Origin of the sequence: Sphingobacterium sp. NGMCC 1.201703, from assembly GCF_047784615.1 — a bacterium.
Lineage (GTDB): Bacteria > Bacteroidota > Bacteroidia > Sphingobacteriales > Sphingobacteriaceae > Sphingobacterium.
This window is the reverse complement of sequence record NZ_JBLOHD010000006.1, coordinates 53,077-72,732: the sequence shown is the minus strand read 5'-3', so window position 1 is coordinate 72,732 and position 19,656 is coordinate 53,077. Positions and strand designations below refer to the sequence as shown.

Here is a 19,656-nt window from a genome sequence, read left to right as displayed (position 1 = left end):
CGAGTTAATTAATTAGTGATATAAACAATCATTTTTCATGAATAAGTTTACAATAAAATTTGGTTTCGCTTCTATCTTGGCCTGTGCCTTATTAATCTCTTCGTGTAGTAAAGATAATAACAGTGCCATAGTACCTGAAGGGACAACTGTACGTTTAAATATCGGTCAGGCCTATGCGAAGACAAGTCCGGTTAAAGCTGCTTCGGCGGGCCGTTCTTTTGCTTCGGCAACACAGACCGTAGAAATACCTTTTGATAACCAATATACACTGGTGGCGAGCTTAACTGCTCAGGAAGCCGCTGCTCCTGCTCTAAAAGCTTCAAGCCGTGCGGCAACTGCGTCTACGGGCAGTGAACAACAGGCCTTGAAACCGGGAACTGTATATTATGTGGCGATTTTTGATGCAGCAGGTGATTATAAAGAGACGAAATCTTTCACACAGGGAAACGCTGCACAGGATTTTGCGATCGAAAAGGGGAATTACACATTTGTCATTTATGCTTCGGGTTCAAATAAGACTTTACCCTCAATTTCACCCGGTACAAAATTAAGTGCGGTAAATTTTGAAGGTCTTACAGCTGATCAGGATTTTATGTTGGATCAGGTGCCTTTTGAGGTAAAAGAAGGTCAAAACGTATTGAATGCGGATCTTGAGCACTTATTTACTCAGGTGACCTTAAAATTCGATGCTTCGGCTGTGGGCTCGGTAAGCAGTATTGCTGGAGCGACAATCGAACCTTCTAATGCAGCTGTTGATGTGAACCTGAATACAAGCGCCCTTACCTTCAAAGGTACGGTAAGCCCGGTGGCTTTTAAATTGAAAAATACAACGGGTGGAGTGATCAATTCTGACTCTACTTTTATAGCGACAGCAGCGACAGCAAATGGACTGATAGGATTAAAAGGTTTGTCGATCGGCGGAAGCGCAGCGAAGGATATCAGCAAAGGTGGCTGGAACCTGAAACCGGGTGTAAAGTATGTACTGGAATTTAAATTAAAGGCTCCGGTTTCAGTGAATGTTGGTGATGAAGATTGGGCCTTGAACAATCTGGTCTATGATCCAGCTACTGGCGTGTATTCTTTTGGAAAGGGTGACTATTGGTTCCCAGGCCGTCTACTGCCTAAGCAGATCAATGGCACCAACTCTTCTGCCAATGCATCGAATGGTGGAACAGGAGACCCTTGTCAATTGGTGGCTCCTGCCGGTGCCTGGAGATTGCCTATGGAATCGGAAATCCAAAAACTTTGGGATCGTACCAATTCAGGTGGTGCTGATAACCCTGGTCCAAATCCTTGGAGCCCACCGGCACGTTATGTGGATTATTTTGATGGTACTTCAAATAGTGCTTTGGGAATGTTCTTTGGTGTATTGACAGATCCGGTTACTCTTTCGGTTGATCAGCGTAGTAAATATTTGTTCTTTTCGTATGGCGGTTACTACCCGAATGACGATATTGGCTCTACAAGAGGAAGAGAAGCTGCTTATCTAGTGTCGGCAACAGCAGGTGGTTACAGAACATTGCATTTAACCGGAAGTGCTGGAAATATTGGTTATGGTATTGGTTGGAGAACTGCAACAGATGCTGAAGCGGTTCAGATCCGTTGTGTGAAAAATTCACCGGCAGGTAAATAAGTGCTAACTTATTTGGATAATAAATTAATAGCGACGCATTCCCCAATTTGGGGAATGCGTTTTTTTATAGAATGCTTTCTTCGTTCGTATGTATTGTTGCTTGTCGGATCACTTGATCCCTTGCTGGACACAAAAAAGGACAGTTCGGTTTTTTAGCCTGCAATTCCTTGCGATTTACGACTGTCCAGATGATCTAATAGGGTCTGATTTAAAATGGGCGAGGTTTTTAGCATATCACGAACCGGATATTTCTCGGCTATATTTTTGAGCGCTTCTAGATGCCGTTCATGGTGCAGGTCTGTACCGACAAAATCATACATGCCCGATTTGAGCAAGGTCATGGCAATCGCCTTACTGTCTACACCGTAATAACGGCTGAGTGACAATAAGTTCAATTGCAATAGGCAGCCTGCATCCTTGATCTGTTTGTAAATATTAAAATTGCCGTGATAATAGTTATAGCGCTCGGGATGTGCCAGAATTGGTTTGTAACCAAGTTGCTGGATCGCCAAAATTGTGTGAAAAAGTGCTTTGGATTCAGACAGATAGGACATCTCGATCAGGACATAACCCCCAGGCATGACACAGAGCTCGTCCTGTTGAATAAGCGATGCGAGGCCATCATCGATCATATGCTCCGCCGCGGCAAAAATATCTGCTGCATTTCCATTGTCTTTCAATCCTTTGACAAGGGCAGCTTGTGCAGCCTCGATACTAGACTTGTTATTGGGGTGTACACCGGCCATAATATGCGGGGTACAGATAAATTTCTTTAAGCCCAAACGCTGTAATTCTTGAATATAAGCAATAGAATTTTTTACGGAAGTGCTGCCATCATCTATTCCGGGGAGCAGGTGGTTGTGCATATCCACTTCCAAAAATTCCAGCTGGGCCAAGGGTCTGATGGATGAAGACTTTTTATGTTTAAACAAATTGGTTAAAAAATTCATAATATACTTGTTCAGTTACATGGTTTTGTCTGTCTCACAGAATGTTTTACAAACAATATGCCAGTTTTAACGTTTATGAAGGAGAGCACGAATATAAAAGGAGTATTGTTTTGTTGAAATATAATAAATTTTAAAGCGGTTTTGTGAGCAAATTTTTAACTTTTATCGTTGTTTGTAATATTTTCGGTATAATAGTTGCTTAGTCCACGATGATACAAAAGCTAGCGCAGGATGGTGTTGTCGTTATTGATATTTGAATAATACGGCCAAAGGATTATTAAATTTTAAGTATCTTGGTCATTCTTTGCAAAATTGAAACAAGCCATATGCGTTGTGTTAGCTTCAATAGGAGCATACGACGGTAAAGAAAATAAACTAAACGGGAAGAAAGCTATGATGGGATCTCTATGGGATTTAAGAAAACGGTTGCGGAAAGATAATCCTCGATGGGTCATTTTGCTGATCGATATGTGGTTTGTATTCGCAAGCTATGTGTTTTCAAACTATGTGGTCAATAATTTTAAGGGTGTCTTTGATGTGGCGCTGATGTTGAAGAAACTGGTACTTGTTTTACCCATATACTTTATCATGTTTTTGTGTTATAATACCTACAGAGGTATTGTGCGTCAAACGGGTATCCGCGATACCATAAAAATATTTAAGACTGTTGCATCTGCCTATATGCTACTGATGCTGTTGACCTTGGTGGTGAAGGCTGTGGTGGGAAAGGGAACGATGGCAGGGGACTACCTTCGTCTTTCTTATGGTGTTTTAACGATGCAGGCCTGTATCTTGCTGGTGATTATGGTTGGCGCACGGGTGGTTTACCGAACAATTTTTGAGTATTTGTTCCTACCGGCACGAAAAGGTGAAAATGTGTTGATTTTCGGTGCTTCCCGTCCGGGACTGGTGTCGTTCTCTTTATTGAAAGAAGATCCACGGATCAAATATCAAGTTGTTGCCTTTGTGGAAGATAAAGTCTCCCGAATCGGAAAACGCCTTGCAGGATTGAAAATTAAAGACATCACCGAAATTACCAAGGAATATATTGACAAACATGAGATCACGCAGGTGATTATTGCCGTGGAGAATAATGATCCCGAACGCTTGGAATATGTGTCGGACTGGTTTCAAAATGTAGGCCTCGAACTTAAAATTATGCCACCGGCCCGTATCTTGCTCAATTCTGGCGCCAAACGGGAGATCCGTCCGTTAAAAATCGAAGATTTACTCGGCCGTAAGCCGATTAAGCTGGATCATCCGGAAATCGAAGGGGAGATGAAAGGTAAGGTGATTCTGGTTACGGGTGCCGCTGGTTCGATTGGTTCAGAGCTTGCCCGTCAGATTGCCAGGCGCTACTATAGTAAATTGATTTTACTGGATCAGGCAGAATCTGCTTTATATGATATCCAGCAATCAATTAAGGCAACGCAGCCCGAGCATTTACATTGCATTGTTGGCGATGTGCGCAACTACGCGTTTATGCAAAATATATTCGCGCAGTACAAACCTGATCTGGTCTTCCATGCTGCCGCCTATAAACATGTGCCATTGATGGAAGCAAATCCGTATGAATCCATTCAGACAAATGTACTCGGAAGTAAAAATGTCGCCGATCTATGCATGCAATATGGTACCAAGAAAATGGTGATGGTTTCTACGGATAAAGCCGTCAACCCGACAAATGTGATGGGGGCGACCAAACGCATGGCTGAAATTTATGTGAGCAGCTGTAGCGGTAGATCCGAAACCAGTTTTATCATCACTAGGTTTGGAAATGTGCTTGGTTCAAATGGATCGGTCATTCCGCTGTTTGAGAAACAGATGGCCAGTGGTGGGCCATTGACCCTGACGCATCCGGAGATCACGCGTTTCTTTATGACTATTCCGGAAGCCTGTCAGTTGGTACAGGAAGCTGGCGTAATGGGCAAGGGTGGCGAGATATTTGTCTTTGATATGGGGAAATCCGTTAAAATAATGGATTTGGCCAAACGCATGATCAAGTTAAAAGGTTACCGGTATCCGGAGGATATTGATATCAAAATCGTCGGCCTGCGCCCGGGAGAGAAGATCTACGAGGAACTTTTGGCCAATAATGAAAACACCGTCAAAACGCACCATCCGAAAATTATGATTGCAAAAGTAAACCACGATGAATTGCATTTAAAGGCGGAACGTATCAATGCAGTTTGCCAGCAGATCGTGGATGCGGATCAGCACCTGCCGGATTTTATGGACTTGGTTGCGGCTATGAAACGAATCGTCCCTGAATTTAAGTCTCAAAATTCCGAGTATGAGGCTTTGGATAATCGGATTGAACAGGAGCTTGTTGATGATGTCCCCGTTTATTCGCTGATAAAAAAAGTATAACAAAGAAACAGCCGTTGGATGCGCATTCCAATGGATTAAAATAAAATGCTTAGACAAATACAATAAAAATCCCTGCAAAGGGATTTTTTTATGGACTGTATTTTCTTCTCCAATAAAAACTTGTCAATTCGCAAAAATCAACCTAATTTTAGCGAACTATTTCATCGAGGTAATCATTTGAGCAGAATGGCGGGATTGGTATTTCGTCCATAACCAATATATATGAAGAAAAAAATTTTAATTACAGGAGGTGCCGGCTTTATTGGATCTCATGTTGTACGGGAGTTTGTGATAAAATATCCAGACTATCAGATTATTAATCTGGATGCGCTAACCTATGCAGGTAATCTGGAAAATCTGAAAGATATCGAGGATTGTCCAAATTATACGTTTGTGAAAGCCGATATTACAGATCAGGTGAAGATAACTTCCATCTTCGAACAATATCAGCCGGATGGGGTCATTCATCTGGCCGCGGAATCGCATGTCGACCGTTCAATTGCGGATCCTACGGCATTTGTGATGACCAACGTAATTGGAACAGTAAATTTGCTGAATGCCGCGCGTGCTATCTGGAAGGAAAATTTCGAAGGAAAACGCTTTCACCATGTTTCTACAGATGAGGTATTCGGTGCCTTGGGTGAAACTGGTTTTTTTACCGAAGAGACGAAGTATGATCCACATTCGCCATACTCTGCTTCCAAAGCGAGCTCAGACCATTTTGTACGTGCGTATCACGATACCTATGGACTACCAATTGTGTTGACGAATTGTTCCAATAACTATGGCCCGAACCATTTTCCTGAAAAGCTAATTCCGCTGTGTATTCATAATATCCTAAATAACAAGTCGCTACCGGTATATGGCGATGGTAAATATACCCGCGACTGGCTCTTTGTGATCGATCATGCGAAGGCGATCGATTTGGTTTTTCATGAGGGAAAGGACGGCGAGTCGTACAATGTGGGTGGATTTAATGAGTGGCAGAATATAGATCTCATCAGGGAACTATGTCGGCAAATGGATGCCAAGCTGGGGCGGGAAGAGGGGACTGCTGCTTCCCTGATCACTTTTGTGAAAGACCGACCCGGTCATGATCTGCGCTACGCCATTGATGCCAGCAAAATCAATTCGGAATTGGGATGGAGTCCTTCCGTGACTTTTGAACAGGGGCTCGCGCTGACGATAGATTGGTTTTTGTCCAATCAGGAATGGCTAGACCACGTGACTTCGGGGGACTATCAGAAGTATTATACCAAGCAATATCACGGCGCTTAAACATGAAACATATAGAAACGAAACTGTCCGGTTGTTTTATTTTAGAGCCCGCAGTATTTGAAGATGAAAGAGGGTATTTCTTTGAATCGTACAATGAAAATAAACTGGCAGCTATATTGGGCCATAACCCTCATTTTGTGCAGGATAATCAGTCACAATCCCAATATGGCGTGATCAGGGGGCTGCACATGCAGGCTGCGGAGCATGCGCAGGCAAAACTGGTTCGTGTACTGGAGGGTAAGGTATTGGATGTGGCGGTCGATGTCAGGCCCGATTCACCGACCTATGGACAGCATGTCGCCGTAGAGCTTTCGGCTGAGAATAAAAGGCAGTTATTTGTGCCGCGTGGGTTCTTACATGGCTTTTCTGTATTGTCTGAACATGCTGTGTTTTCCTATAAATGTGACAATAATTATAACAAGGAATCGGAAGATGGTATATATCCATTGGATCCGCAATTGGCGATTGATTGGCAAGTTCCAGTAGATCAGATGATATTGTCGCAAAAGGATAAGGAGGCACAAAGCTTTGTGGAATTCTCCAAGAAGAAGTTGAAATTGTAAGATAGCATGATTGATTCGTTTAAGAGTTCCCGTTAGGAACAGTTAAATGGATCAGGCTATTTGAACCATAAAAAAGAGTTTGATGAAAATCGTCATTACCGGTGCTACCGGACAGTTGGGGTCCGAATTGTATGAATTATTGATAAACGATACTGAAAAAGAATGCTATTTTTTGGATCGTAAGCAATTGCCCTTGGATCAGATACTGTTGATCCAGGATATTTTAGCGATGTATCAACCGGATTTAATTATTCATGCTGGCGCCTACACAGCAGTAGATAAAGCAGAAGAGGACTGCGAGACCGCCAATTTGGTCAACCATTTGGCCTGTGAGGAAATTGCGCAATACTGCCGTCTCCATGGCGCAAAGTTGATTGCCATTTCAACGGATTATGTATTTGATGGAAATGCTGCTATTCCGCTGCCGGAAGATGCGCCAACAGCACCGATCAATGTATATGGGCAGACCAAGCTTGCCGGTGAACAGGCTATCCAAAAGTGGTATCCTGAGGCCGTTATTATCCGGACATCCTGGGTATATTCTGCCTATGGCAAGAATTTTGTCAAGACCATGTGCCGTCTTATGGCCGAAAGGGAGGAAGTAAATGTGATCAACGATCAGATCGGTAGCCCAACCTACGCAAAAGATCTGGCAATCGCAATTCTGAAAATTGCTGATGCGACAGAATGGATTCCCGGAATCTATCACTACAGTAACGAGGGGGAAACATCCTGGTATGATTTTGCTGTAGCAATACGGGATTTCCGTTCGTTCGATTGTCAGGTAAAGCCAATCCCAACGATTGCTTACCCCACACCTGCGCAACGGCCAAAGTATTCACTACTCGATAAAGCAAAGATTAAAGCGGTCTATGATGTGGTCGTGCCGGAATGGAAGGAGAGCTTAGCGAAAATGTTAACCAAAGAAATAGAAAAATAATAAAGAGATTATTAGGCTGAAGGCTTATATAACCAGAGTCTAAATACTAAAGTCTCAATACTAATAGCTGAATAGAAATGAAAGGAATTATATTAGCCGGTGGATCGGGCACTCGCTTGCATCCGCTAACGCTCGCAGTAAGTAAGCAATTAATGCCCGTATATGACAAGCCAATGATATACTATCCCTTGTCTACGCTTATGCTTGCAGGCATTCGCGAGATATTGATTATCTCGACGCCACAGGATTTACCCAACTTTCAGAAGCTATTGGGCGATGGTTCTCAACTCGGCTGTCGATTTGAATATAAGGAGCAACCGAGTCCAGATGGTTTGGCACAGGCCTTCTTGTTGGGCGAAGAATTTATAGGGAAGGATAAAGTAGCGCTGATCCTAGGCGACAATATTTTCTATGGTTCGGGTCTGTCGAAACTGCTGCAGTCCTGTGCAGATCCGGATGGAGGTGTCGTATTTGCATATCCTGTACATGACCCCGAGCGTTATGGGGTGGTGGAATTTGATGCCGCCAAAAAGGTGATTTCTATTGAGGAAAAACCAAAACAGCCGAAATCAAATTATGCTGTCCCCGGAATTTATTTTTATGACAATGACGTCATTGCAATTGCAAAAAGTATCAAACCATCAGCGCGCGGAGAACTGGAGATTACAGATATCAACAAAGAATATTTAAAAAATGGAAAGCTAAAAGTAGGCATATTCGATCGGGGAACAGCCTGGTTGGATACGGGAACGATCCAATCACTAATGCAGGCTGCACAATTTGTGCAGGTCATTGAAGAACGTCAGGGAATGAAAATAGGAGCTATTGAAGAAGTTGCCTATCGTATGGGGTATATTGACAAGCAGCAATTATTAACCATCGCTACACCTTTGTGTAAATCGGGCTATGGTGAATATTTATGCCGTTTGGTTAAATAATTTTAATATTTTTGTAGTTGTTAAGCTGTTTTTTTTAACAGCTTAGCAGTACGGATATTAAATTATCCAAAACTCCCAATTAACGGTTTAGAGAGAGAAATAATTAGGAAAGATAAGGAGAGTCTCATACGGCCGGCTTTCTTAAAGGTGCAAATAAATAACAATGATTACAGCTTCTATAGTATTATATAAACAGACGTATTCCGAGATCAAGGAGTTATTAAAGAGAATGGATGGACCAGATATTGATGTCTTATTGATCATTGATAATTCTCCTTTAAATTCGATTGAGAAAGAAATCAGAGACTTTCACCCGCGTTTCGAATATATTCATCAACCAAGTAATCCCGGTTTTGGAGCTGCGCACAACATCGGAATAAAGAGGGCGATAATTATGGGGAGTAAATATCATTTTGTTGTTAATCCGGATGTTCTCTTATTGGATGATACTATTAATGCAATGGTAAATTTTATGGAAACCAATCCTGATGTGGGAATGGCTATGCCGCAAATTTTGAATCCTGATGGAACCATTCAGTTCTTACCCAAATTGTTGCCTGATCCATTAATATTTCTAAAACGGATATTGTATCGAAAGTTTAATATTTTTCTGTCTTCTATAGAAAAATACGAGCTCAGAAATGTATCACCTCATCTCATTTATGATACTCCTGTACTTTCAGGATGTTTTACGTTGTTACGAACGTCCACATTGGACGAAGTGGGATTATACGACGACCGCTTTTTTATGTATCTTGAGGATTGGGACTTATCGAGAAGAATGAATAGGAAATATAGAACTGTTTATTTTTCGAAGACATCTGTTATCCATGGATACGCTGCCGGATCAAGTAAAAATTTTAAGTTATTCAAAGTCCATATCCGGTCTATTTGTACATATTTTGGAAAATGGGGCTGGTTTTTCGATAAAGAGAGAGTTGCGGTCAATCGCAGAATAATAAATCAGTTTAAATTATTAATTTAATCTACGGATTACAGGATACTGATAAGAAATTCAGATAGCTATTGGAAATAAATTGAGCTCAAAATTATATTTATGAGCTCAATTTTTATAATCACTATTTTAATCTTAAATATCTTTTTTCACGGCTAGAGAGGTTCGACGCTTTTTTCTTGTTCATCTTATAATTTCGTACCATAATTGTAAATCCAGGGATAAAGAAATCTCTAAAAGAAGCTTCGGCATCGACATCAAAATAGAATCTATACTTGTTTGGTTCGTCTTCCACATTCTTTGTTCGAAAATTAACAGTTGCTGTTTCAATATAATAATCAAGACTGACTACAAGACAACAAAATGTGAACTGAAGAGGTAGTTTTTGCCAATTCCGTTCTGTAAATATTGGTAAAGTATTGTCAAATCTGCTGTCGGGTATCGTATAAGAAAATTCTAAATAATTTTCTCCCTTAACAAATGGTATTTCATATGTTTCAGATGAGCCTTTAAAATGATATAACCAACTATTTATAGGGGAGGCATTGCCAGAGAAATCGATTCGATCAATTAAATATACATCAATTCCTAGATCTTTATCTGGTTTCAAACTAACGGGATTTCCCCACCCATCGTTTGTTTTCGGTCCGAAGATGGTCATATCGTTCAAATTGATATAAAAATCTCCTTCCTTGCCGGTTGTTATGGAAGGGACTATTCTTCCCGAAAGGATGCTAGATCCGGGTGTTCCAGGACTTCCAGGGCTTCCAGGAGTTCCGGAAGGTCCTTTTAAATTAAATGGTGATCCCCATCCATTAATTGTTTTCGGGCCATATAGATTGCCTGTAGATAAGTCTAAATAGAAATCTCCATTTAATCCAATAGTCGTAGAGGGAGGTACCTTTCCACTAAGAATTGTACTTCCATTTGTTCCGTTAATTCCACCTTCTCCTCGTTCACCTGTTGGTCCAATCGGGCCGTCCTTTCCACATCCCAGTAGAAAGGTAAATATAATAAATAGATAAATGTAACGCATAATTTTTATTTTAGAATCTATTATCTAAGTCTTAAATATCGTTTTTCGGTTTCCGACAGGGAAGAAGCTTTTTTAGTTAGTTTATAACTTCTAACCATTACCCGAAAATTAGGTGTACTTAATACTGTTCCTGAAAAGTTTGTCACGCTACTTAAATAAAAATTAAACTTATATTTGGAATTAGTTGTACTAAGAGGTTGGAATTGAATGTATCCCGTTTCGATGGAAACGTCTGGATTTAAGCTTTTTCCTTTGAGATCGATGCTATTGTCTCTTGGAAATTCCTGCCAATCAAATTGAGTGAAATCTGGAGTAGGGCTATTATCTGCACTTATTGAATAAGAAAATTCTAAATAATTTTCTTTATTTATAAATGGAATCTCATAAGTTTTGGTAAGTCCACCAGTACGATATTTATCATTACTTCCTTCAATACTATTCGATTTAGTATTAAATTGGATGCTATCCAATAAATAAACATCAATTCCCAATTTTTGGTCAGGTTTAAGACTAACTGGGCTTCCCCATCCGGCATTTGTTTTAGGGCCGTAAATAGTCATATCTTTTAGATTGATATAAAAATCGCCGTTTTTTCCTATTGTTTGAGTGGGAATTGTTTGACCAGAAAGAATTGTTGCGCCGGGGGTTCCTGGAGATCCCGGAACTCCAGAAGATCCTTTTAAATTAAAAGGATTTCCCCATCCTTCTTTAGTTTTAGGACCATATAGATCTCCACTGGAAAGATTTAGATAAAAATCCCCAATTACGCCGATAGCACTTGTGGGTGCAGATTTTCCACTAAAGATGGTACTTCCATTAAGACCATCGATTCCCTTCTCTCCTTGCTCTCCTTTTTCGCCTTGAGGGCCTATTTTGCCATCCTTTCCGCATCCTAGTAGAAAAAAGGGCAACACAAATAAATAAAGGTATTTCATAATTTTTTTTTTAAAATTAATTAAAGGTACTTTGTTTTTATTTTTTTTTGAAATAATTTTTTTATTCTTTTTGAAACTATTAATTAGTTCAATGATATGGATACTGTTTATCCTGAATCTTCAGTTGTTTTTTTGTCGTAATTCAATTAAAATTAAAAAGAAGACTTTGTATTCTTCAAAAAATAGATATAATTGCGTATAATCCATTTTTTAAAAAGCAAAATCTATATTGAAAAGTCTCAATCCGCTTTCCTCTCGCTCATAAATATCTTATCGTAATTTTTAACCCTAAGACTGGCACCTAATGTCAAAAAAATTTCTAATATTTAATCGTTTTTTCTTTTGTAAAACAATTCTTTTCTAATAGTTGTTTTTAAGAGAGAGGTAATTGATGTATGAGCTATTCAGATTCCCTGTGGATCTGCGAATAAACGCCAAATATACCGAAAGCAATATAGCTGGGTATAAAAAACTGATTATAAGACGGAATAATAAACAAGCACATGATTACTGTAGGCATTATTGATAGAGACGAAAGCGCAAGGCAGGCAACCCAACGGATACTTGATAAAGAAAATGAAGTGGGTGAAAATAGGATCGAAGTGCTGTTTGATACAAGCAGCGGACCTGTGGATCGGGCGATGCTTGCGCCGGATGTATTGATTGTTGATATTGCAGATCAGGAACCTCTACTTGTTGAACATGCAAAAAATGCCTTTCCAAAAACTGAAATTATCGTATTAACCGGCGTGGCTGATGTAAGAGCGGTGCGTAGCTGCTTTCGATATGGCGCGGTCAGCTACCTATTGAAACAGACCTGCCTGCAATCCTTGGTATCCGCGATTTATATTACCCTAAATGAGGGATCATTTGTGAGCCCCAGTGTCAATAGAGCCCTGATAGAACAGAGTTTTAAATCAAAAAAAGTGGAAGATCTACTGACCGCCCGTGAATTGCAGATTGCCAAAGGAATTATCGAAGGGTTGAGTTACAAGATGATCGCCCAAAAGTATAACATTTCATTGGATACCGTGCGGATTTATATCAAGCGAATCTACAGAAAGCTACAGATCAACAGCAAAGGTGAACTGATCGCGCAGTTGACAGCTTAATATTTTGTTACATGAACATGTGACCGGCAATATTTCAATCTCTTCGAATTTAGCCTGAATTTTATGGATAGTTGAATCGTACGATATGCCAATAAGAAACCGTTGGATTTTCCTGTTTCTTTTTTATTTTGCTGTTTTGTTATCCATAGCGAAAAGTCAGCAACAGTACGATATTACGTATTATTTTGAACGTGATACAATACAAATTACATCCTCACAAACATTCTCCAACAAATTAAATATTAGTAATCGCACAGATAGACCAATTGAATTAAAGCCTACAGCAGCCAACACTGCGGCTCTTCGGGGCCTAATAAAATTGCCGCTGTCGATTACTTTAAAGCCCAAAGAAACGAAGTTGTTTCCGCTAAAATATATCGCCGATCGCCAGACCATTGCTGAGGGAACACAAACCTTTACAGTCGGATTTGAATCGAATGATCCCTCAATAAAAATACAGGAACATCAGTCTTTTTATACACAGTTGGCTATGGAACAGTCTTTCCTCATACAGACCGAACAAGCTGAATATTACCTGGACCAGGCCACGGGGCAGACACAATTTTTAGTGCGGGCGATCAATCGGGGGCTGGTACCGCTGACGGCTCAGTTGCGTTTTCCTAACCTTTCTCCTGATCTGGAGATCATTGGTGAGATCATGCCATTCACCATAGCCGCGGGAGGTCAGTCTTTGTTGACTTTTACGGCCCGGTTGCGGAAAAAAAATACAAATGTGGATTTTGATGTTGATATTCAGGCCATCGAGGGCGGTGGTAGCGTGTTGGCCACCGATCGTATCCGTGTAATGACCGTGGGAAGTGTAAAGCGTTTCTTTTCCAATATGAATTTGCAAAATCAACCTTTTGACAATCGTGCTGCTTTACGTTATATCAATCTGGGGAAGGACATTTCAGTTTACCAGTTGCAGGGGGATGGCAAAATTGAGCTGAACAATAAGGATAAATTGAGCTATCGAATGAATTTAGATTATTATCAAGATCAACGCACCTTTAATCTATACGATACGTATCTGGATTATGATACCGAAAAGTGGGGGGTAAAACTGGGTAATATTTATGAAAATCTTGATCAGTTTATCAATGGACGTGGTATAAAAGGGACCTACAAATTCGATCATCGGCGTTCCCTCAGTTTGTATGCAATCCAGAACAATTACATGTTGTTCACGGAGATGGATAATCCAATTTCTGGTGGGGACATTGTTGGCCTTAAATATGCTATTCAATCCGACAAAAATCAGGAGAACAGCATCGCTTACTTACATAGCAATAATGACTATCGTGGTGTGCGCAGCAGTCTGTTCAGTGGTAAAGGTGCTATTGATTTAGGCAATAATAATAGCCTTTTCTTGGAAGGAGGCACAAGCATCGAACAGGTTGAAAGCGGAAATAATAGGCTAGCCGTTGCTGGGGGAATAAATTACAATAACACCTTTCGTAACTATCAGATTACAAGTGTCAATTATTATAGCTCACCGTACTATGTGGGACTGCGTAGAGGTCTTACTCAAACAGATTCGCGTATAACGATATTGCTCGACAACGATCGAAACCTCTCTGCCCGGATCAGCTATATGGATAATAGACCAAAGTACCTTGCTGGGGACAGAAACTATTTTTTTAATAATGCTTCAAGGATACTGATTTATGAGTTGGGGTATCATACTGGCCTTGGAAAGTTGCAACTTGATCTTAGGCCCTATTTTATGGCACAACATGCTGCATACCAGAATTGGTGGGGAATGGCAACTAATCCGGTGAACTGGAAGTCGAATTCCCTTCGCACAGTAGCCGATCTTAATTTTTTTACCTCAGGACACCGGTTCTCGCTGCAGACAGATTATGGATATACCTACAGAAATACTTCCAATAGACCTATTGCGCCATTTCATTCGGTCCGCATCAATGGTAATTATACGAATACATTTTTTGGATTTAATACATTTATCCAGATTAATCCGTACTACTTGAGTGATCTTTTGGCGACCAGCGTAAATTCGAATTACAGCATTTATTCATTGGGGCCAAATACGCAATTTTACGCCTTTAATAATCAGCTGAATGTACAGCTTTCGACCATGTATAGCTATTATGGTTTCTCCCAAAGTAACAATCTGTCGGTAAATGGTCATGTCCGCTGGCAGATAAAAGATAATTGGAATCTGACAGCCGATATATTCTATACCGCAATAAGCGGAAAATCGTTGTTTCTTGTAGATCCGAATTTACCGCCTGATCCTAACCCACTGAATCGATATTCTTTTGATAACAGACAGATCCGACTGGGTATAGAAAAGAATTTTGGTCGACCTGCCGGCCAGAAAGGCCATAAGCTGGAACTTATTTTTTTTGAAGATGGTAATAATAATGGTATAAACGATGGTGGTGAAGCCAAAGCCCAGGCCGTTTTGGTGCGGATTGGGAAGGAAGTGGCATTAACAGACGAGAAAGGTCGTGTGAAATTTGTTGATATGGGGGCCGGCCCATATAGCGTACAGGTGGAGAATGGCAAAGGCTGGGTCTCGCAGGGGCCAATCAATGTATTGATGACTAAAAACCAACGGTTGGAAATTCCGCTGATAAAAACAAGGCCATTAAAAGGCCGTATTAAGATTGTTGAGAATAGGTATCTAAAATCAAGACCGCAGCTAGGGGGAATAAAAATAACCGCTGTAGATCGCCAAGGGAAAACCTACAGTACATTAAGTTCAGAAAGCGGTGAGTATGTGCTGTATCTTCCATTGGGTAACTACCGCATCGCTGTTGTTACCGAAGGGATGTCCTTCTCGATCGAAAATCAAAATTGTGAGATCGAAGTAAAAACGGATAAGGATGCTGTGATTCCCGATTTTAACTTTCGGGATGAGCGTAGAAAAGTTGGTGTTAAACGCTTTTAAGGAGCGACAAAGCTAAAAATAATATTGGCCGAATACGCACCGGCAGGCTTATTGAGAAGCATGCTTGTTGCGCTCGCAGGGATACTGTAAAGAATGTTGAGATTACGGTCTATCACAGGGTCGGCATTTTGGATAAGCTGCTGAGCTGTGGTGGATAGGGTAATGGTATTCATGCCGCTTTGACCAGCCATTGGACCAATGCGCAATACATTTAATGGAATGCTGTTGCCTCCTGAAGCAAAGTTTGTCGATGTCGCGCGCACGTAAAGGTTGTAGGGCGTAGTTTTACTCACCTTAAGATGGGCTGGCATATTTAAATTGACTCCATTCTTATAATCATTGGCTGTTGCAAAACCAAGATTGACGGTTTGTTGATTGGCAACGATTTCGCCTAGGTCGCTTACGACGACAGATAGGCTTCCATTTGCCTGTGCCTGTAGGCTGCCACTGGGATAGGCTGCCGATAGTTTGTTCCAGCTGTAGGTTAGCGGAACAGTATAGGTGCCTGCCTGTACAAAGTTTGTTTTCAGTTGACTTGCTCCAATACTATAAGAATAGGTCAAGGATTGATTGTTGTTGGTCGGAACAGCGATACCGCTGGTATTGGTCAAAGACTGATCCGTGGTGGATAGAGCCCCGGATGTCGCATTCGCAATACCCGTTAAGGTTGTATTCACGGTTGAGACAGGAGTAACCGGTAATGCATTATAGGCTGAGGTGCTGCTAAAGCTAAATTTTGTATTCCCAGTTTTAATACTTGGTATATAAGGGACGGTGGTCGATAGCGGAATAACGCTGTTACTACTGATGCCATTGGCAGCTCGATAATAGCTCAAATCATTGATTAAAATGCTGGTTGTACCGATACTCGCCGGGGGACTTATAAATCCAGGGACACTGATGGAGAAATCTTGGCTCGGGGGTGTAATGGAGCCGCCTAAAATGCCTGAGGCGGTAAGCGAGAGTGTAGTTTTATAAATGCCTGCAATCCATGTTTGATTTGCAGTAACAAAACGTGAGTTGAGAATAACCGGTCCTGCAGAAACACTTACTGTGGCCAGCGAACTGACTAAAACTTGATCGCTAGTTGATAAGGTGACATCATTACTTGATCCGAGAAGCGAAAGGTTGTTAATTTTTTCTAGTTTAAGGTGTGTTACATTTAAGGGGACTGTTCCCCCGCCTGTTGTACTGACAAAACTCGTGCTGTTAATTGCCCGGGTACTGATTGTTGGGAGCAGGGCAAGTAAAGTAAAAGAATATTGGCCACCGGTAAAACTTTCGATGTAGTCCGTACGCCCTTGGATATTTGCTTGCGGCAAATTAATCGTGACTTGTGCCATAGCATGAGATATACAGTGACTTATACTAATCAACCATATAGCAAAACTAATATGTAATTTCTTTCTCCGCAATTTTTAAATCATATTGGCTGCCTGCGTCAAGTATCGCAACCGCGAGATATCGACCGGAGGCAAGTTTACCAGGTAGGTCTACACGGACCCATTGTTCGGAATCGGGAAGCATTGCTATGGCCACAGCCTCCACAGGTGTCTCTTCTCCAGTTTCTATATTGGTCAGCTCAAACCGTACATATGCATCTTTATTGATCTGGCCTGTATTTCTAACTTTGGCTTCCATCCGGCGTACTGTTTTACTGTCCTGAACGGTAACAGCGCCTTTATCTTCAAAGGCAAGAAATTCCAGGTCACCAGCTTTTAAACCTGCCGGTGTATGGTATACTTGAATACCGACCTCAATCAGGACGTTCATCTGGAGTCCATTTGCCTGAGCAGCTTTTTGCTCTTTAACCTGCGTAAAGAATAGCATGCAATGGCGCTGCTGTTTTGTTGTCGGATGATCAGGGATTGTCATGGAAAGATTGACCACTTTTGTTTCCCCAGGAGCTAGCTGTACCGTATTTTCAGATAAGGTAAGCCACGAAGCATTTGACCCCGCATTATTCCCTGTGGTATAATACCGTTTGCTGCCCAAGGAGTCACGGTCCCAATCTTTCAGGTTTGCGACGAAGGAAAGTGTGCTCGCGGAGCTATTGTTAAACGTAATGGCCTGACTGACGGTCTGTCCGGCTTCACCGGTAAAAAATATCCGGGAGGGTGAAATGGAAATACCCTGTCCGTGGATCAGGGTATTACATATCAGGATAACAAATACTGCTAAATAATATCTCACGAATAAAATGTTTAGTCAGATTTTTATTGTTGTGTCGCTGTATAAGTTACTGTAGTGCTATAAGTCGATCCAGCAAGATTTAATAACGATGCGGGATTTGAGATCGTATAATCCACGGTATAGATTGCACCTGTGGATGCCGTCGAACCATTGACCAGAGCAGCAGCAGTAGTGCTAAGTGGTACATTGGCAACTGGAGTTCCACCATTGGCGGTTGCAGCCGGTACAGTAACTGTAACAATATTTAGTGCAGGTCCACCAGCTGGTGTAAATGTTCCTCCAGCGGTTACCGTAAGGTCATAGGGCTTATTGCTGACCACCGTAAAATGATTCGCTTTCGTGACCGTTTTTGACGCCGCATAATCGGCGGCTGTGGTATAATCGAAATTTACTGTTGGATCCGCGCCCAAAGTGATCGAAATGGCATCTGTCAGATTAATATTAACTGTGACGGGACCCGATGTGCCGGTTTGCGCTTTTGCTTGAAAACCGAAGCATATGGCGGCGACGGCAATAAAGACTATTAATAGGTTCTTTTTCATAATTTACTCATTTTACGGATATAATAGGAGTAAAGTTAATCAGGATACAAAGGAAATACAATGCACGATAGTCACATAATGATGTTATAAATTAGAGGAAGCCTGCGCTATTACATGTCTAGTTAGCACTTGTAGATAATGAAGTTCAGCGTACGTTTTTTTGAAACCCTTAACCGAAACTATAAATCAAACAGCCTATATTTGCGCTCAAATGGCTGAATCCAAAAGAATCTATCAAATTGATCTGTTTCGCTTTATCGCTGCATCCGCAGTGCTATTGTACCACTATTTATATCGGGGGTATAAAGGTGGAAATATGTCGTTGTTGCGGTTCGACGAGATTGGGGAATATTTTAAATATGGCTACCTCGGTGTAGACCTGTTTTTTATCATCAGCGGATTTGTGATCGCCTTTTCCATCAAACATCGTTCGCTGCCCAAATTTTGTTATTCACGTTTCAAGCGTTTGTATCCGATGTATTGGATCTGCTTGATCCTAACATTTGTGATCTCTTATTTCTTTGGCGCACCGCGCTATCTGGTTACATTCAGGCAGCTTCTAGCCAATTTCACGATGGTTCAGGAACTGCTCGGGCAGGGAAATATAGATGGCGCCTATTGGTCGCTGTATATTGAATTGAAATTTTATCTCATTATAGCGCTATTTCTTATCATAAACAGGTTTAAACAGATCAGTTTGGACTATCTGGTCTACTTTTGGTTGTTATTGTCAGGATTGCGCCTGTTTGTTGGCCCATTTGAAATTTACGATGCCATCCACCACTTTTTTATTTTGGATTGGAGTACTTATTTTATTGCGGGCATTGTCTTTTGTCAAATTTTCCTACAGGGGCCAGCACTGAAGCATTTTATCGTATTGCCCTGTTGCCTGTACTTGTCCATCGATGGAGCTATTGGTCGGATCCATTGGCTGGCAAGAACATTCCATAGTGATTTTTCTCCCTATATTATCGCTGCGACAATCGTTGTATTTTATATCCTGATGTTACTTGTTTCCTGTAAGAAGCTACAATACCTCAATTCGCCGAAATTAGTCAAAGTCGGGATGCTGACCTATCCTTTGTACCTCATTCATCAGCATATTGGTTTTATTATTTTCAATCGGCTTCATGAACATGTAAACAAATATGTACTTGTTTCTGTCGTGACGTTACTCATGCTGCTGCTTGCTTATATCCTGAGTGAGTGGATAGAGCCCCGTATCATGAGACTCTTTAAGCGATCGTAATAAACGGAGTTTGTGTTTCCGGTTTTAGATCAATCCAGCTGTACT

The 19,656-nt window shown here is 41.1% G+C and carries 16 protein-coding genes; 10 read left to right on the top strand and 6 right to left on the bottom strand.

All coding sequences use genetic code 11. The features are described 5' to 3' along the window. Positions 1 to 37 precede the first annotated feature (37 nt). On the top strand, positions 38 to 1,633 hold the full coding sequence (locus tag ACK8HY_RS13865) for a hypothetical protein (protein WP_416133960.1): 1,596 nt from the start codon (positions 38 to 40) through the stop codon (positions 1,631 to 1,633). 152 nt (positions 1,634 to 1,785) lie between these two features. Here ACK8HY_RS13865 and ACK8HY_RS13860 read toward each other — a convergent pair whose 3' ends face one another. Then, positions 1,786 to 2,583 (bottom strand): tyrosine-protein phosphatase, encoded by a 798-nt coding sequence (locus ACK8HY_RS13860; RefSeq protein ID WP_416133959.1) that lies wholly within the window; start codon positions 2,581 to 2,583, stop codon positions 1,786 to 1,788. A gap of 333 nt (positions 2,584 to 2,916) precedes the next feature. Here ACK8HY_RS13860 and ACK8HY_RS13855 point away from each other — a divergent pair, with 333 nt between their 5' ends. The 6 genes from ACK8HY_RS13855 to ACK8HY_RS13830 all read left to right on the top strand — a co-directional run bounded on the left by ACK8HY_RS13855 (position 2,917) and on the right by ACK8HY_RS13830 (position 9,657). Continuing rightward, positions 2,917 to 4,953, top strand: a complete 2,037-nt coding sequence (locus tag ACK8HY_RS13855) for a polysaccharide biosynthesis protein (protein ID WP_416133958.1) — start codon at positions 2,917 to 2,919, stop codon at positions 4,951 to 4,953. A gap of 222 nt (positions 4,954 to 5,175) precedes the next feature. Next, entirely contained in the window at positions 5,176 to 6,231 is a 1,056-nt protein-coding gene (gene rfbB / locus ACK8HY_RS13850; protein ID WP_416133957.1) for a dTDP-glucose 4,6-dehydratase, read from the top strand. A 2-nt stretch (positions 6,232 to 6,233) separates the two neighbouring features. Further along, entirely contained in the window at positions 6,234 to 6,794 is a 561-nt protein-coding gene (gene rfbC / locus ACK8HY_RS13845; RefSeq protein WP_416133956.1) for a dTDP-4-dehydrorhamnose 3,5-epimerase, read from the top strand. An 82-nt stretch (positions 6,795 to 6,876) separates the two neighbouring features. Beyond that, positions 6,877 to 7,734, top strand: coding sequence for a dTDP-4-dehydrorhamnose reductase (gene rfbD, locus ACK8HY_RS13840; protein ID WP_416133955.1), 858 nt, complete (start codon positions 6,877 to 6,879; stop codon positions 7,732 to 7,734). A 77-nt stretch (positions 7,735 to 7,811) separates the two neighbouring features. Continuing rightward, positions 7,812 to 8,672 carry a glucose-1-phosphate thymidylyltransferase RfbA gene (gene rfbA, locus ACK8HY_RS13835; protein WP_416133954.1) on the top strand — a complete coding sequence of 287 codons (861 nt, stop codon included), beginning with the start codon at positions 7,812 to 7,814 and terminating at the stop codon, positions 8,670 to 8,672. Positions 8,673 to 8,835: 163 nt separating this feature from the next. Continuing rightward, positions 8,836 to 9,657 carry a glycosyltransferase gene (locus tag ACK8HY_RS13830; RefSeq protein ID WP_416133953.1) on the top strand — a complete coding sequence of 274 codons (822 nt, stop codon included), beginning with the start codon at positions 8,836 to 8,838 and terminating at the stop codon, positions 9,655 to 9,657. 94 nt (positions 9,658 to 9,751) lie between these two features. Here ACK8HY_RS13830 and ACK8HY_RS13825 read toward each other — a convergent pair whose 3' ends face one another. Next, entirely contained in the window at positions 9,752 to 10,663 is a 912-nt protein-coding gene (locus ACK8HY_RS13825; protein WP_416133952.1) for a hypothetical protein, read from the bottom strand. Positions 10,664 to 10,683: 20 nt separating this feature from the next. Continuing rightward, positions 10,684 to 11,598, bottom strand: coding sequence for a hypothetical protein (locus ACK8HY_RS13820; protein WP_416133951.1), 915 nt, complete (start codon positions 11,596 to 11,598; stop codon positions 10,684 to 10,686). 503 nt (positions 11,599 to 12,101) lie between these two features. Between ACK8HY_RS13820 and ACK8HY_RS13815 the strand changes: the two genes are divergently transcribed. Both ACK8HY_RS13815 and ACK8HY_RS13810 read left to right on the top strand, forming a co-directional pair. After that, entirely contained in the window at positions 12,102 to 12,710 is a 609-nt protein-coding gene (locus ACK8HY_RS13815) for a LuxR C-terminal-related transcriptional regulator (protein ID WP_416133950.1), read from the top strand. An 85-nt stretch (positions 12,711 to 12,795) separates the two neighbouring features. Further along, complete coding sequence (locus ACK8HY_RS13810) at positions 12,796 to 15,627, top strand: hypothetical protein (RefSeq protein ID WP_416133949.1); 2,832 nt, start codon at positions 12,796 to 12,798, stop codon at positions 15,625 to 15,627. Here the strand turns inward: ACK8HY_RS13810 and ACK8HY_RS13805 are convergent. From ACK8HY_RS13805 to ACK8HY_RS13795, 3 genes are read right to left on the bottom strand one after another with little or no spacing between them, the layout of a single operon-like run. Beyond that, positions 15,624 to 16,970: a hypothetical protein gene (locus ACK8HY_RS13805; protein WP_416133948.1), complete on the bottom strand. Its 1,347-nt coding sequence runs from the start codon at positions 16,968 to 16,970 to the stop codon at positions 15,624 to 15,626. The two genes, ACK8HY_RS13810 and ACK8HY_RS13805, sit on opposite strands and share 4 nt — an antisense overlap. A gap of 46 nt (positions 16,971 to 17,016) precedes the next feature. Beyond that, on the bottom strand, positions 17,017 to 17,820 hold the full coding sequence (locus ACK8HY_RS13800; protein WP_416133947.1) for a hypothetical protein: 804 nt from the start codon (positions 17,818 to 17,820) through the stop codon (positions 17,017 to 17,019). Positions 17,821 to 17,843: 23 nt separating this feature from the next. Next, entirely contained in the window at positions 17,844 to 18,362 is a 519-nt protein-coding gene (locus tag ACK8HY_RS13795) for a hypothetical protein (protein WP_416133946.1), read from the bottom strand. A 211-nt stretch (positions 18,363 to 18,573) separates the two neighbouring features. Between ACK8HY_RS13795 and ACK8HY_RS13790 the strand changes: the two genes are divergently transcribed. Next, a complete protein-coding gene (locus tag ACK8HY_RS13790) occupies positions 18,574 to 19,611 on the top strand; it encodes an acyltransferase family protein (protein WP_416133945.1) in 1,038 nt (345 codons plus the stop codon). Positions 19,612 to 19,656: the final 45 nt, after the last annotated feature.